At 70.9% G+C, this 14,834-nt stretch carries 8 protein-coding genes; 5 read left to right on the forward strand and 3 right to left on the reverse strand.

All coding sequences use genetic code 11. The features are described from left to right. Positions 1–68: 68 nt before the first annotated feature. Both ABT160_RS44220 and ABT160_RS44225 read right to left on the reverse strand, forming a co-directional pair. Positions 69–2,459 carry a hypothetical protein gene (locus ABT160_RS44220; protein ID WP_351655266.1) on the reverse strand — a complete coding sequence of 797 codons (2,391 nt, stop codon included), beginning with the start codon at positions 2,457–2,459 and terminating at the stop codon, positions 69–71. 257 nt (positions 2,460–2,716) lie between these two features. Continuing rightward, entirely contained in the window at positions 2,717–3,907 is a 1,191-nt protein-coding gene (locus ABT160_RS44225; protein WP_351655269.1) for a M20 family metallopeptidase, read from the reverse strand. Positions 3,908–4,226: 319 nt separating this feature from the next. Between ABT160_RS44225 and ABT160_RS44230 the strand changes: the two genes are divergently transcribed. From ABT160_RS44230 to ABT160_RS44245, 4 genes are all read left to right on the forward strand, one after another. After that, a complete protein-coding gene (locus ABT160_RS44230; protein WP_351655272.1) occupies positions 4,227–5,792 on the forward strand; it encodes an oleate hydratase in 1,566 nt (521 codons plus the stop codon). Between the two features lie 155 nt (positions 5,793–5,947). Next, positions 5,948–7,381: a threonine/serine exporter family protein gene (locus tag ABT160_RS44235; RefSeq protein ID WP_351655274.1), complete on the forward strand. Its 1,434-nt coding sequence runs from the start codon at positions 5,948–5,950 to the stop codon at positions 7,379–7,381. Between the two features lie 175 nt (positions 7,382–7,556). After that, positions 7,557–9,047, forward strand: coding sequence for a hypothetical protein (locus tag ABT160_RS44240; RefSeq protein ID WP_351655276.1), 1,491 nt, complete (start codon positions 7,557–7,559; stop codon positions 9,045–9,047). 61 nt (positions 9,048–9,108) lie between these two features. Next, entirely contained in the window at positions 9,109–9,834 is a 726-nt protein-coding gene (locus tag ABT160_RS44245; RefSeq protein ID WP_351655279.1) for a DUF6193 family natural product biosynthesis protein, read from the forward strand. 195 nt (positions 9,835–10,029) lie between these two features. On the opposite strand, the gene ABT160_RS44250 is transcribed toward ABT160_RS44245, so the two are convergent. Continuing rightward, the gene (locus ABT160_RS44250; protein ID WP_351655282.1) at positions 10,030–11,607 is read right to left on the reverse strand and encodes a discoidin domain-containing protein; all 1,578 of its coding nucleotides are present in this window, start codon (positions 11,605–11,607) and stop codon (positions 10,030–10,032) included. A gap of 1,331 nt (positions 11,608–12,938) precedes the next feature. Between ABT160_RS44250 and ABT160_RS44255 the strand changes: the two genes are divergently transcribed. Beyond that, positions 12,939–14,834: RICIN domain-containing protein (locus ABT160_RS44255; RefSeq protein ID WP_502984413.1), on the forward strand; the 1,896-nt coding region annotated here is incomplete at its 3' end.

A 14,834-nucleotide genomic window follows, 5' to 3' on the forward strand; every position in this document is an offset into this window, starting at 1 on the left:
GCGGCGCTCATCGTGGCGGGGCGTGCTTCCCGGCAGGGAAGCGATGGAGTGGACCCCTTCGGAATGCGTCAGGGCCGGGGCCGGCGTCGTGCCGTGCGCCGCCGCAGCAGGACGACGCCGTACAGCAGCCCCGCCCCGATCACGGCCGCCACCAGGCGCCTGGCGAGACCACCGGACTCCTCCAGGGCCGTCTGCAGGAGCCCCCGGTCACCGTTTCCTCCGCCCTTCCCGCCGCTCGCTGCGGCGCCCTGGCCGGGCGTGCCCTCGGCGGACGCCGAGTGGTCGCCGCCCATCCAGACCTGGGAGCCGTTCCCGGAGGTGAGGGCCGCGCGGGCGGACCGGGCCGTGTCCTGCCTCATGTCCGTCCACCGGCCGCGGAAGGCCTGGGCCGGGGCGACCGTGCGCAGGTCCAGCCGGGACAGGTCGACGCCGCCGTAGATGTACGTCTGCGTGTACAGGTAGTCGCCCTTGCGGGTCTTCTCGGTGTACTTGAACTCCCCCTGCTTGAAGGAGCGTACGTAGGCGTCGAAGGTGTCGCGGGGCTTCCATGCCGTGCGGGTCCGCCACCGGCTCACGTCGGCCCGGTCGATGAGGTCGCCGTAGGTGGTGGGACGGTGGGCGTCGCGCTGGCGGTACCACTCGGCGGCGACGCGGGCGAGGTAGGCGCGGCGCAGGTCGGCGTACTCGGGCGCCTGGTTCACTGCGCGCTCGATGCCGGGCAGGATCAGCTGCCGGAACGTGGCCTCGTTGCGTGCCTCGGCCGTGGGGTCGCCGCCGCCCTTGCAGGAGGCGGCCCCCGTGCTGCCCGGTCCCGACAGGCGCTGGGACTCCATCTTCACCTTCAGGGGCGCGTCCAGGATGTACAGCTGGTCCTGGTCGTCGTTGACGTGGGCCTCACCGGGGACGATCCAGGTGCGGAAGGACAGGCAGTCCTTGCCGATCCGCTTCCAGAACTCCTTGCCCCGGGACGTCTTCGGGTGGATCAGGGATGCGGTGGTCTTCTTGAGCTGGAGGTCGGCCTGGAGCAGGACGCGGCCGACGTCGGTGCCGCCCAGCAGCGGGTTGACGATCCGGTCGGGCTCGGTGGGGTTGAGGTTCACCCAGAACGTGGAGCGCGGCATGGAGAGCCAGACGAAGAACGCGTCCGAGGACTCCTTGGCGGCCTTCACCCCGGCTTCCGCATCGGCCTTGCCGCCGGGCTTGCCGGGCCCGGCGTTGAAGGCGTAGCGCAGGCCCCGGCCCGAGTCGGAGAGGTAGCGCAGTTCCAGGGTGGTGAAGTCGATGCCGCCCGGCGCGGCGGAAGGGTCGGCCAGGGCCTTGGCCAGACCGCTGCTCCCCCGCGTCGCCCCGCCCTCGTCGCAGGGCCCGGCCCGCCGGAGTCCGGCGCCCGTGAAGACGGCGGGCGCGGCGGCCACGGCCGGCGAACCACCCTTCCACGTCGCACCGTTGGCCTTGGTGGTGGGGCAGGGGGCACTGGGTACGTTCAGGACGTCGCTGGTGGCGTTCTCGTACTTCTTCTCGTCCTCCAGCTCCTGCGCGTACTGCTTCCTGGCCTGCGTGATGCCCGTTCCCAGTTCCACGCGTGCCTGGGCGTTGCGGGCACGGGCGATCTTCTCGTATTTGATCTCGATCCTCTTGATCGCCTTCTGCTGTCCGTCCGGCTTCGCGTACGTCTTGCTCTGGACGGCGGCGATCTTCTTGTCGCGTTCGGCGATCTCGGCCGGGGTGAGGCCGTAGTCGTACGCGTAGAAACGGCGCGCGCCGCCGTCCACGACCTTCTGGCACTCCTCGCAGTAGTCCCGGTCCGAGGCCCAGGTGAGCTGTGCGAAGGAGGCCCCCTTGTAGGCGGGGTCGGTGGCCAGGCGATTCAGGGCGCGCAGGACGAGCGGCTCGGAGTGCAGGCCCTTGGGATCGCCCTCGTCGTGGGCCTTGGCACTCCCCGGGAAGCTCATCCCGCCGATCATCAGGACGTGGTCGAGGCCCGCCTTGCGGATGCGGTCGTAGGCGTCCGCGGGCAGGTAGTCGCGGAAGGCGAAGAGGTCGACCTTCCGGAAGACGACCAGGGGTCCGACGCCCTGGGGAGGCCGGCTGACGAGGTCGTCCAGCTGTTCCTCGCTGAGACCGGTCGGGTCGGCGAGCGTGAAGGCGACGTTCGCCAGTTCGTTGAAGGCCCTGTGCGGCTGCCCCTTCTCCATGGCGTACCGGATCATCAGGAGCTCTTTCATGAGCTTGTCGCCGTAGTACGGCAGCTTGCCACTGTCCGGCAGGGCCTTCGGTGATGCCGCTGCCGCGCGTGGTGCGGTGATGCTGCCCGCGCGTGCCTGTGCGGGATGGGCGGGATGGAAGGCTGTAGAAGGCAGCGCCTGGGCCGCGGTGCCGGTGAGCGACAGGGCGAGCGCGACGGCGGTCGTGGTGGAGCGCAGGACGGCCGTACGGCGGTGGCGGGCGAGGGGGATCACGGTGGCGCGTCCTCCGGAGACGTAGCGGTCGGGTGGGGGTCGCGGCGGGGTCGACGCCCTGGCCGGGACACTCGCAGCGTGGAGGTCAGCGGCCTGGGTCACCAGGTCACGCGACCGGCCATCGGTGACCGGTCGCGTCCACGGCACGGCCGGAGCGACCGGCGGCGGCCCGGGTTTGTCCGCCGCGCGGGCGGGACCCGTTGAGCGAGCACTTGCTGGGAGCGGATCCGGCAGGAAGGTGGGACGTGCTCGGGTCCTCAGGCTCCAAGAAGACTGAGGACGGCCCTGAGGTAGACGGCGTACACCGTGGGGAGTTCGGCCAGGTGAGCGCGCTCGTCGATGCCGTGCAGGCCTTCGTAGGGCACGCCGAAGCCAGCAGTGGCCGCGATGCCCTGCCCGGCGAGCAGGTTGCCGATGTTGGATGGGCCCGCGGTCTTCGCCCGCACGGTGAGTCCCGTCTCGGCCGCGGCGCGGAGCAGAGCGGCGGCCGGCTGCTCATCCGTGACGAGGCGGAACGGCGGCCACTCGGCGACCGGGGTGACCTCGGTGGGTGCCGGGGCGGGCAGCTCCGCGTCGAGCTCGGCGACGGCCTCGCGCACGAGGGCCTCGGCGTCGTGCCCGTCGAAGCCGGGGACGGTGCGGATGTCGACGTTGATGTCGACCCGGTCGGGGGTGACCGAGAAGCCCTGCCCGCCGTGGAAAGCGGTGACAGAGAGCTTCGCCGGCAACGGGAACCCGGACGCGTCATCCGCACCAGGCAGCTCGGCGGTGTCCAGGAGCCGGACGAGGTGGGCCGCGCGGGAGATGGCTCCGGTGACCTTCTTGCTGGAGCCGGAGTGTCCGGAGGGGGCGTGCACCGTGATCGTGGCCCGCCACAGGCCGCGGCCGCCGACTACGACGTCGGACAGACCGGGATAGCCGATCATCACCCCGGCGGGGCGGGCCGCGAGCGGGTCGGCGAGGTAGGCACGGGCGCCGCCGAACCCGCCGGTGTGCTCATCGACGTCCAGCAGTACGGCGAGCCCGCCGCTCAGCTCGGCAGTGCGGGGCGCGAGGTCGGCGGCGATGTGGCAGAACGTCGCCGCCGCGAGCTTGGAATCGGCCGCGCCCCGGCCGCACAGCCAGCCGTCCACGATGTCGCCGCAGGCCGGCGGGAACGACCAGGCAGCCTCGTCGCCGTACGTGGCGGTGTCCACGCACGCATCCAGCGTCCACCACGCGCCGGGTCTTCCTCCGGTGATCTCCACCAGCAGCCCCACCAGGGCGCCCGTAGCATCGTGCAGGCGCCGGTGCGGCAGCTCACGGGCGGCGAGCCAGTGCTCCAGCACCGTCAGGACCGGCCCGTAGTCGTCGATGCCCGCCCGGCTCGGACGCCGGATCAGCTCGCTCGCCAGCTCGACGACGGACGCCGTACGAGCCTTGGCCAACCGCTGGAGATCCTCGATCACGCTTTTCCCTCGCCCCCTGATCGTGCCGTACCGCAGCGCGCGTACCTTCTCGATCGTCTCCACCGGTCGCGCGGACGCGGACGGCTCCTGCCCATGGTGGACCACCCCACCGCGCGGGCGTGCTCGGTGCCGGAATCCGCCGTGGCGCGCTCGGTGCCGCCCCTCACCCGTACCTGCGCGTACTCGTACCGCCCACCGCCCACCGCCCGCCCCCGCCCGAGGCGTGCCGTCCAGCAACCGGCTCCTGAGTGGCAGGGGTGGTGCCCCCGCGCGAGGATGCTTCGGGGGCCTCGCGGGTCGGTACGGAAAGGTTCTGTTCATGGCGAAGGCGTATCTGGTGGGCAGCGGGATCGCTTCCCTGTCGGCGGCGGCGTTCCTGATCAGGGACGGCGGCTTCGCCGGGTCGGACATCGTGGTGCTCGAGGAGCAGGACCGTACCGGGGGCAGTCTGGACGCGGCCGGATCTCCCGAGACCGGATACACCATGCGCGGCGGCCGCATGTTCGAGATCCACTTCGAGTGCACCTACGACCTGCTCGGCTCGATCCCGTCCCTGGACGACCCTTCGAAGTCCGTCACCGACGACACCTTCGCCTTCCACGAGGACTTCGCCTGGGACGACCACGCCCGGCTCGTCGACGCGTCCGGCAAGGTCGTGCCCTCGCACTCGATGGGCTTTTCCGAGCGCGACCGCCTCGAGCTGGTCAAGTGCGTGGGTACGCCGGAGAAGCTCCTGGACGGCAAGCGCATCGTCGACTGCTTCAGCCAGGAGTTCTTCCACACGAACTTCTGGTGGATGTGGTGCACCACCTTCGCGTTCGAGCCCTGGCACAGCGCTATCGAGTTCCGGCGCTACCTGAACCGGTTCATCCACTTGTTCAAGACCTTCGACTCCATGTCCGGCATCTACCGCACGCGCTTCAACCAGTACGACTCCATCGTGCGCCCCCTGCAGAAGTGGCTGACCGACCAGGGCGTCACCATCCAACTGGACACCCAGGTAACCGACTTGGGCCTGGCCGACGGTGACGGGCCGACCGTGGAGTCGATCACCTGGACGCGCGGCGGACAGGACGAGACGATCCAGATCGCCCCGGACGACCTCGTCCTGGTCACCAACGGGTCGATGACGGCGAACTCCACGACCGGCTCCACCGACGCCGCCCCCGTCCTGGACACCTCCGGCGCAGGAGGCTCCTGGCGCCTGTGGGAGACGCTGGCGGCCAAGCGGGACGGTCTGGGCAAACCCGCCGTCTTCAACACCTCGACCGACGACTCGACGTGGGAGTCCTTCACAGTCACGACCAAGGACCCCACCTTCTTCGAGCTGATGGAGGAGTTCTCCCGCAGCGAGGCGGGCAAGGGCGGCCTGATCACCTTCAAGGACTCCGGCTGGCTGATCACCATCGTGCTCAACCACCAGCCGCACTTCCACGAGCAGCCCGACGACACGTTCGTCTGGTGGGGCTACGCCCTCTTCCCCGACAAGCCCGGCGACTTCGTGAAGAAGCCGATGCGCGAGTGCACCGGCCGCGAGATCCTCGACGAGGTGCTCCAGCACCTGCGCTTCGAACAGGGCCCGCGGATCCTGGAGAACTCCATCGTGATCCCGGCCCTGATGCCGTACATCACCAGCCAGTTCCTGGTCCGCTCCGCCGGTGACCGCCCCCCGGTCGTTCCCAAGGGCTCCACGAACCTCGCCTTCATCGGCCAGTACGCAGAAGTCCCCGACGACGTCGTCTTCACCGTCGAGTACTCCGTACGCACCGCCTGGACCGCGGTCGCCGGCCTGCTCCACCTCGACAAGCAGCCCCCGCCCGTCTACAAGGGCGGCCACGACCCCAAGGTCCTCGTCGAGGCACTGGCGACCATGCACCGCCGCTGATCCATGACCTCGGCCGGGGAGGGAGAGCAGCGGGCCACGGCGCGAGATGCACAAGAAACGGAAGGACGGTCCGTAGGATTGCGATCCCCGCTCGCCCTGCTCGCGGCGGCGAGTGCCTGCAAGCAGTGAGCGCCTGGAAGCAGTGAGCCCAGTCCATGAGAAAACGAAGGCGCAACACCCTGCTGAGGTACCGCTTCGGTGCGGGCCGCAAGAGCGGGATGCTTCCCTCCCCCCATCCCGTCTCCCTCACGGGTGAGCCGCTTGGCTTCCGCAGGAGACGGGAGACCTCCACCGTCACCCTGCCCGCACGGGTCATCGACGAGCCCGAATGGGCGCAGGAGCTCGCGGACGTCCTGTGCCAGCTGGGCGAGCTGCTCCTGCGCTCCGGCGCCTACACCGGGGAGGTCACCAACACGATCCAGGACGTGGCCGCCCGGTACGGCCTGCAGGTCCGCTCGTTCATCGTTCCCACCGGGCTCCTCGTCCGCCTCGGTACGCAGGCCGGCGGCCACGGCGGGGTCATCGACTTCATGCCGGTCCCCGGGCAGAACCTGCGCCTGGACCAGATCCAGGAGCTCCACGCACTCGTCCAGCGGATGCGCGCGGAAGCCCTGCCCCTCGGTGAGGCGCACGCCGCGCTGCTGCGGGTGCGGGAGCTGCCGCAGCAGACCTCCGTCACGCTCGGGGTCCTCGGCTACATGATCCTGACCGTGGGCCTGGGCCTGATCCAGCACCCGACCCTGCCCTCCCTGGCGGCGTACGCGGTGCTCGGTGCCGGAGTCGGTGTCCTGCGTGAGATCGCCAAGCGCCATCCCGCTCTCACCAGCCTGCTGCCGGTCGTGGCCGCTGCCGCCGCGACGACCGCGTCCATGCGCTGGGCGGGGCCGCTCCTCGACGAGCAGCCCACCGCCATGCTGATCGCCCCTCTGATCGCCTTCCTCCCCGGAACCGCCCTCACCATGGGTGCCATCGAACTCGCCACCGGCGCCATGCTCTCGGGCATCGCCCGTCTGGCGGGCGCCGCGAACGTGCTGCTGCTCCTCACCCTGGGCATCCTCATCGGTACGTCACTCGGCGGATCGCACCCGCCCACGGGACCGCCTCCCGAACTGCTGGGCAGCTGGGCGGTCTGGGCCGGTGTCTTCCTTCTCGGACTCGGCTTCCTCATCCGCGACTCCGCACCCCGCGCGGCCGCCGGCTGGGTGCTGGCCGCCCTCCTCCTGGAACGCGCCATCCAGCTCGCCGGCGGGCATCTCGGAGGCGCCCTGTTCGGTGCGTTCCTCGCGGGCATGTCCCTTCCACCCGTGGCCGCCTACATCGCCCGCAGGTCCGGTACTCCGAACCAGGTCATCTTCCTGCCGTCGTTCTGGATGCTCGTGCCCGGGTCCCTCGGCCTCAAAGGAGTGTCCGACCTCCTCCTCACCCGTACCACCGAGGACATCGGCATCCTGATCACCGCCGTCCTCACCGTCCTCGCCATCGCCCTGGGCGTACTCGTCGGAGCCAATCTCCTCCAACAGACCCAGGTCGAGGTATCGGACGAGGTCACCGACCCGAGCCCGGCCCCGGTACCGGACAAGGGGCTGTGACCCTCAGAGCCAGAGGACCCCAGAGGAACCTCCAGGAGGACGCAAGGCAGTCGGCGAGGCTCAAGGAAGGATGCCAGTGCGGCGGGGAGCTGGCTCATGCCCAAGGACACCGTCGGGTGATGCGAGCAGGGGCGGCGAGGCGCGGTGAGTTGAGGTGTGGTGGCAGGATGGCTGGGTGGTGGACTCTCTGCGTGAACTGTGGCTGCGCGGCCTCGCCTTCAACCCGGCGGCGCCCTCCGACCTCCTCATACTCCTGCTGGACCAGGGCGGGGAGGTGGGCCTGGAGATGTGCAAGGACCGGGCTCTGCCTGACGCCGTCATCGACGCGGCCCTGTCCCATCCCGCAGTTGCTGTGCGCGGCGCGCTCGCCCGTAACCTGCGCATCGATCCGGTACGGCTCACGCCGCTGGCCACTGACCGCTCGGGACTGGTCCGCGCCCGTCTCGCCGGCGGCATCAACACCGGGTTCGAAAGGGACCGGATGGTGCGGTGGGTCCGGCCTCTTCCCGATGACATCCTGGTGACCCTGCTGACCGCCCAGGAAGCGGGCGAGGACGGGATGGTCGATACGAACGACATCCTCTGGGAGTTGGAGTCGTCGCGGCAGATCCCGCCGTCCTTCGAAGCATCCCTGGCAGGACGTGAACACCCCGAACTGCGCATCCGGGCCACCCGGTACTGGGGGTCCCTCACGCCGGAGGAGCAGGCGGGGCTGCTGGATGATCCGGACCCAGCGGTGCGCGAAGCGGCCCGGGAGAGCAGCTGGGTGCTGGATGCCGAGCGGGTCGAGGCTCGGCTCTCTTCGTACCGGCCGCACAACCGCGGATTCATCTACAGCTCGTGCGCCCTGACCCCGGCGCTGGTCGAGCAGTGCTTCACGGACGGCATGGAAGATCAGCTGACCCTCAACCCCCACGCCCCGGCCGACGCCCTCGCACGCCTCGCACACCACCCCGAAGCCAGGATTCGCGCGCGCATCGCGCTCCGGCCCGACCTGGGACCGGACCTGGTCGCAGAGTTGGCCGCCGACTCGGATGAGGACGTGCGGCTGTGCGCGCGCCTGCACGCCTTCTCGCATACCTGGGTCGAGTACGCCATGCTGCGCGAGGCGGTCGAGCACGGTCCGAACTGCGCGTGTCCGTTCGCCGAACCTGCCCGCCGGCCCTCGGCCGACTGGTACGCGGCCTGCGCGTCCTCCGGGGAGCCCGCTCTGCGCCGGGCCGCGGCGAGCTGGCCCGGGCTGCCCGACCCTCTCGTCGCGGAACTCGCCCTGGACGAGGACGAGGAGGTACGGATCCGGCTGGCCTGCTACCACCCCGAGGCACCCTCACAGCTGCTCCTGGACGTTTTCCTCGCTCGTCCTGCCCACCGCCCGCACCTGCTCACCCTGCCCCACTTCCCCACCACCGGACTGGCCCACCTGATCGACGATCCGGACCCCGAAGTACGCGTACTCGCCGCCGCCGACCCGGCCCTCGCCACTCCCCCGGTCGACGACCCCGACGACGCGGTACGCCGAGCCGCCGCCGCCAACCCGGGCCTGGCACCGCACACCCTGGAGACGCTCCTTGGCGACCCGCGCACCGCAGAGGGCGCTGCCGCCAACCCCGCCCTGACCCTCTCCCGCATGCACGCCCTGATCGACGATTGCTTCAGCGCTCGGTAGCCGGATGAGCGCGAGCAGGCCCCCTGGGGACGTCACGGGCGCCCGTAGGCACACTGAGGGGATGGATTCTGATCTCTGTCCCGATGTGCTGGCCGCCGGAGGCCTGGTACCCGCGTTGCGCCAGGCGGGCGCGGAGCTGGGCGTGAACGTGACGGTGGTGCCGGACGGCGCCGGGGCTCGGATCCGATGGGAGGGGCAGGACGGAGCAGTCGTGCGTGATCCGCTGCAGGTAGAGCTCAGCGCGAAAGAGCGGACGTTCTTCACCACGGGCATGGGGCCGGACCGTGGTGTGGAGCTCGTGTCCGGGACGGTGACCGGCCTGGGGAACGTGGTCCGCCTCGCCGTGGCCTGGGGGCAGGGGGTTGCGCTCTCCCATCTGCACGCCCAGTTCCCTGGCACCTACTCCTCCAAGCTCGCGCTCGCGCACGAGCAGGGCCTGGAGGCAGTCCTCGCTCTGCAGTGGCGGATGCTGCACGACCAGGCCGCGGAGGAGGAGTCGTTTGTGGCGTTCGGGGAGCTGGTACGGGCCGCGTACGCGGAACCGAGGCTGCGGCGGCTGTCGGCGTTCACCAGCCACTGGGTGCTGGGATTCAGCACCAGCGTCCATCCCCACGCTCAGCCTGTCATCGCCCTGGCCCCGGCCGGGGAGGCGCGGCCCTACGAGGTACGTCGCTACCCGCACGACGGTGTCCTCGCACAGGCCAGTACGGCACGCGAGGCCGTGACGCTGGCGCTGGCCCATCTGCCCGAGGGCCTGGGACCTGTCACGGCCGACCGCGAACCCTGACCCCGGAGTGGACAGTGAATGCGGCTCCGTCCGCAGGGCCTCGCGCGCCGGCGCACGGACCGGAAGTGCCGACGGAGCCAGCGCGAAGCTGGCTCTCGCTGGCCCAGGGAGCGAGAGCGCCTGGGCCACCTCGGATGGAGACGTCCCGAACCGCAACGGACCCGCTAGCGGCTGCCGCCTGTCGGCAGGGGGCCGTCAGCCAGCCGCGATGATTTCGTCGGCCATGGTGAAGAAGTACGCCTGCTGGGCTTCTGCGGTCAGGCGGATGTGGCGGACGGGCTGTTCGCTCGAGACCGCGATGCTCAGCCAGGCGGCAGAGGGGTCGCCGCCCGAAGGGGAAGCCGTTCCGGCGTCCTTCCAGGTGCGCCCGTCGGCGGACACCTCATAGCGCACGGTGCGGGGGTAGTACGTGGCGGTTCCCTCGGCGCGCAGCCAGTGGGAGGAGATGGTCGAGATGCGGGTGGGTTTCCCCAGGTCGACGGAGATGCGGATGTCGCCGCGTTGGTCGGTGCGCCAGGGGTGGAAGCCGAGCCAGCCGCCGTGGAAGGGGCTGGGCTCCTTGCCCGTGTCCTCGGTCGAGTTGGGGTCCCATGCTCCGTTGGTGAGCAGGCCGCAGCCCCTGGCGGCGTCGTCGCAGCCGGCCGGTTCGCCGTACCCGTCCACGTACCGTTCCGGGCTCGTGGTGTAGGTGCTTCCCCGTGCCTGGTCGGTGAGGCGGGCGGTGCGCTGCACGCCCCACTTGTCCACGGCGACGACCCGGAAGTCCGTGGGGGCGGCGATATCACCCTTCGGGTCCTCGAAGGAGCGTGCTTCTCGGCCGAGTTCGGCGATCTTGCGGCTGCCGCGGAAGACCTGGTATCCGGTGACGGGGTCGGCAGCGTCCTCCGTCGAGGGTGACCAGGAGATCCGGGTCTTCCCGCGTTCCGTGCTCACCGCGAGGTCGTTCGGCGGTGAGGGGACCGTGACGATCCGGCCTCCCTTGCCCGTGGGGTGTCCTGGCGCGGTCTGGTCCGGCTTCCAGTCGGTCTCGGTGAACCGCCAGGCCGGCTGGTAGAAGCCGTCTCCCGCGAGGCTGCGGTCCAGGATGCCCTGGAACTCGACCGTGCCGTCCGCCAGCGGGCGCCACACGTAGCTGCCGGAGTCGCCCCCGGCCACCAGAGCTGAACCGTCCTTGCTCGTCATCAGGCACCCCAGGTCCTGCTGGCACGGGTTCCACGTGACGATCTCGCCGCACCTGTAGGAGTACGCGCCGTCGAGCTTGGAGAAGCAGACCGTGCCTCCGCGCCGGGCGCTGTCCGGGGTGGCCACCCGGGAGACGGGCGCGACCGGCGGCAGGGTGACGGGCCCGTTCTCCGTGTCGATGGTGATGTTCTTCTCGCCCGGCGCGATCCGCACGAGCGGGGCGATGTCGGTGCGCTGGGTGTCGACCAGGGCGATCCGGGGCGGCTCGTCGCTCCACTGCCCGTTCTTCAGTCGGTAGGTGGTGTGGGAGACCCGGCCCAGCGTCTCCCACCGCCCGTAGTCGTGGACGTACCAGCCCTTCAGCGTCGCCGTATGGCCCACGGTCATCAGGTAGTTGCGTCCGTCGCGCACGAACAGGCCCGCTCCCCGCGCCCGGCGGAGATCCATCCTCGGCTCCGGCTCGGGGAATTCGTTGTACGCCGCCAGGTACCCGTCGATCGGCCCGGCCACGTGCCCCGCGTACTGATCCACCGCCGCCACCCGCTGCGAGGCCGTGACGGACGACGCGGCGACCAGTGACGCAGCCCCCATGGCCGCCACCGCCGACAACCCCAGCCACCGCCGCGTTGGACGCATACGAGTCTCCCTCTTCATGAGCTTCATGAGCGCAGGCACCGCACCTGGCGCAAGCATCACGTGCCTCCGCGCGGATACCGCGCAGCCATCGGCGGGTGGCCTGCGAGTTACTCCAGATGGCGTGGTGCCCGTGCTCGGCAGGGCCGGCCTTGGGCAGGGTCTTCTCTGGTCTCACGCGGGTCCAGGGCCGTGACGAGGTGTGGTCTTGTCGTGGCGCGGGCCACGGTCACCTGATCGCGGCACGCTCCACGGTCGCCCGGTGGGGGGATTTCGTACTGCGCATACGCTCTGCCCGTCTCGGACGTCAGCGGTGTGGCCTGCGTGCTGCCCCGCCGGTGGCGGGCTCCTGCTGTCCGGCGTCACGTCACAGCAGTGAGGGGGCGGTAGCAGCAACGTGGTTCACCACCAGGCATCTTGGCCGGTGGAGATCACAATTCGGCTGTGCGGCAATGGATCTGTTGACCCGTCATGCACGGCGATCGTAGTGTCTGCGCGATCAGGTGATCCGATCACATGTTCGCCTGGACTCACAGGTTCTTCGGGGGGAGGAACTGCCATGGGCTGTGCCATGTGCAGGATCGACGGAGCGCTCATCGCGTACGGACGCTTGGCGCCGCCGACGCCGCCCCGGCACGTCGGGCGGGTCGGACAGGCCACGCCGAATGGTCCGGCCGGAAACACGTCGCCCCGGCTCCACGAGGTCTGACCCACCGCGCGGCGCGTCCCCGGACCAGGACCGTCGGACACCCTCCAGGATCCCGCACCGCGCCCCGCGCGAACCGGCGGCCACCCCGGCCGCGGCTCCCGCCCACGAACCAGCGGCCGCCCACGGACCCTCCCGTGGACCGAGCGGCCCGCGCCCCCAACCTCCCCTCGTCTGTTCGGACATGAGCAGCGGAGCGAGCCCCGTCGACCGGTCCGTCGCGCACCGCCGCGCGGCGGAACACGCCCTCCGCACGCCCCGAACCGAACGGAACCGGGCGGCCCTTCCCGGCCCGCCCGCCCCCGTACCGCGGACTGCCGCACCAGGCTGTCCGCTTCCCCCGCACCGCACGCCCGCTGAAGGAGATCCCGTGCGCTCTCGACCAAGGCTGTTCCCACCCCGATCACGAAGATCAGCGGTCTTCACGCCCGCTGTCACGGCCGTCACCACGCTCGCGCTGCTCGGCGGCCTGGCCACCCAGTCCGGGCCCCTCCCCGTGGACGTCCGTGCCGCCAAGGCCTCCGACTCGTCGGACTGGTACGTCGACACCCCGGCCGAACTGCTGCGTCAGGACCAGTGCCTGATGTCGGACGTCCTGCGCCTGGGCGGTCCGTCGATGGCCGTGACGGCGAAGGACGGGCTGAACCAGACCCCGGAGAAGCTGCGGCAGCTCGCCGACCGGCAGTACTGGGAGAAGACCCCGCTCGCCACCGCGTACAAGACCGACAAGGACGCCGCGCTCGCCGAGCTGAACCGGCTCGACGCGCTCCACGACAGCTGGAAGATCACCGGCCTGGAGACGCCGGGCGGCTTTGCCTCCGTCGCCGACTTCGAGTGGCCGCCCGGGACCAGTGGCGGCGACGGCCAGGACTTCCACTCCCAGACCGGTCTGACGGCGTGGATCGCCGACCGGTTCTGGAAGGACGAGAGCGACTTCTACGAGGACGCCACCCCGCCCGCCGACGCGAAGACCGTCGCGGCGGTCAAGGCGCTGGGGCAGCCGCTGTACGGCAGCGACCCCAGTCCGGCACTGCCGGACTGGAACCGGCAGGTCGCCCTGCACGACGCCTACGAGCACCTGACGGACTGGAGCCTGGAGCCCACCGGTGCGGACAACGCCCGTCTCTTCCTGGGCTCGGGCGGCTTCCCGAGGCAGGCACCGGCACCGGGCACGGCCGAGCACCGGGTCATGGTGGAGGACCTCAAGTCCCGCTTCGCCGCGTGCGCGTGGCGCGATCCGATGGACCCCGAGCAGGTCCTGGGTGAGGTCACCGCGACCGCCGCGGCCGAGTGGCAGCAGGAGATAGCCGCCCAGGCCGCGAAGCGCAACGACGTCCTGGCCGCGAACAAGAACGCGGTGCAGGCGCTCACCACGGCTTCGGAGTCGATGGGCAAGCTGCTCGGCCACTCGTGGGTCGCTGACCACATCACCCGGTGGCAGGACTTCTGGTCCTCGGGCGGTGTCGGCTGGATCGGCACCTCGCCGATGGCGGTGCAGATTCCCGGCGCGGCCGGCAAGTGCCTGGGCGCGCAGGGTTCGGGCACCGCGAACGGCACGCCCGTCGAGGTCGTCGCCTGTGCCACGGCGGCGGCGCAGCAGTGGCGGTTCAACGGACGCTACGGCGAGGGCTACAGCCTGCAGAACGTCAACTCGCAGAAGTGCCTCGACGTCGCCACCGACCGTACGAAGATCCAGCTCTACACGTGCAACGGCACCCCCATGCAGGTGTGGAAGTTCAGCGTCCGCGCCGGCTCGACCCTGCAGAGCGTGGGCGCGGCCAAGTGCCTGAACTTCCCGGCGTATACCGCGGGTCAGGACGCGCTCGCCGCCGCGTGCAGTACGGCCGCCACGCAGAAGGTGCTGTTCAAGGTCTCCGAGCACAACGGGACCGTTCCCCCGGCGTCGCAGTTCACCAAGGCGACCCAGCGGCTGAACGCCGCGCGCACCGGAGCCCAGGCCGAGCTGGCCGAGCTCAAGCGCCAGGCGACGGCGGCGACGAACGCCCAGAGCGCCAGCACCACCGCCGAGCAGGCGGCGTACGCGATCGCCGACGCGGCCGGTGCGCCGCGCGGTCGCGGTCTGCTGGTGGGCCAGCAGAAGGCGCAGGTCACCCAGGGAGTCGCGGCAGCGGTCGCGGCGCTGGTGAAGGCGGGCGAGACGGCCGAGGCGGCGACCAGGGCCGCCGCCGCGGACAGTGCCACGATCGCCCAGCGGGCGCTGGCGCAGGCCGCGCAGTCCAAGGCGGAGTTCCGCAGGCAGGCGGCCTACCGGGCCGAGTTGCAGGCGAAGGCCGCCGCCGACGGGGCGAAGCTGCACCGGGACAACGCCAAGAAGGAGAAGGAGACCGCGGAGGCCAAGCTCGCGGTGGCGCTGAAGGCGGAGAGCGACGCGAAGGTCGCCGCCGCCGACGCGCACGCCAAGCGGCTCTCGGCGGAGGCTGAGGAGAAGACGGCGAAGGCGGAGAAGGAGACCGCCGCC

The organism is Streptomyces sp. NPDC001941 (assembly GCF_040296945.1).
GTDB lineage: Bacteria > Actinomycetota > Actinomycetes > Streptomycetales > Streptomycetaceae > Streptomyces.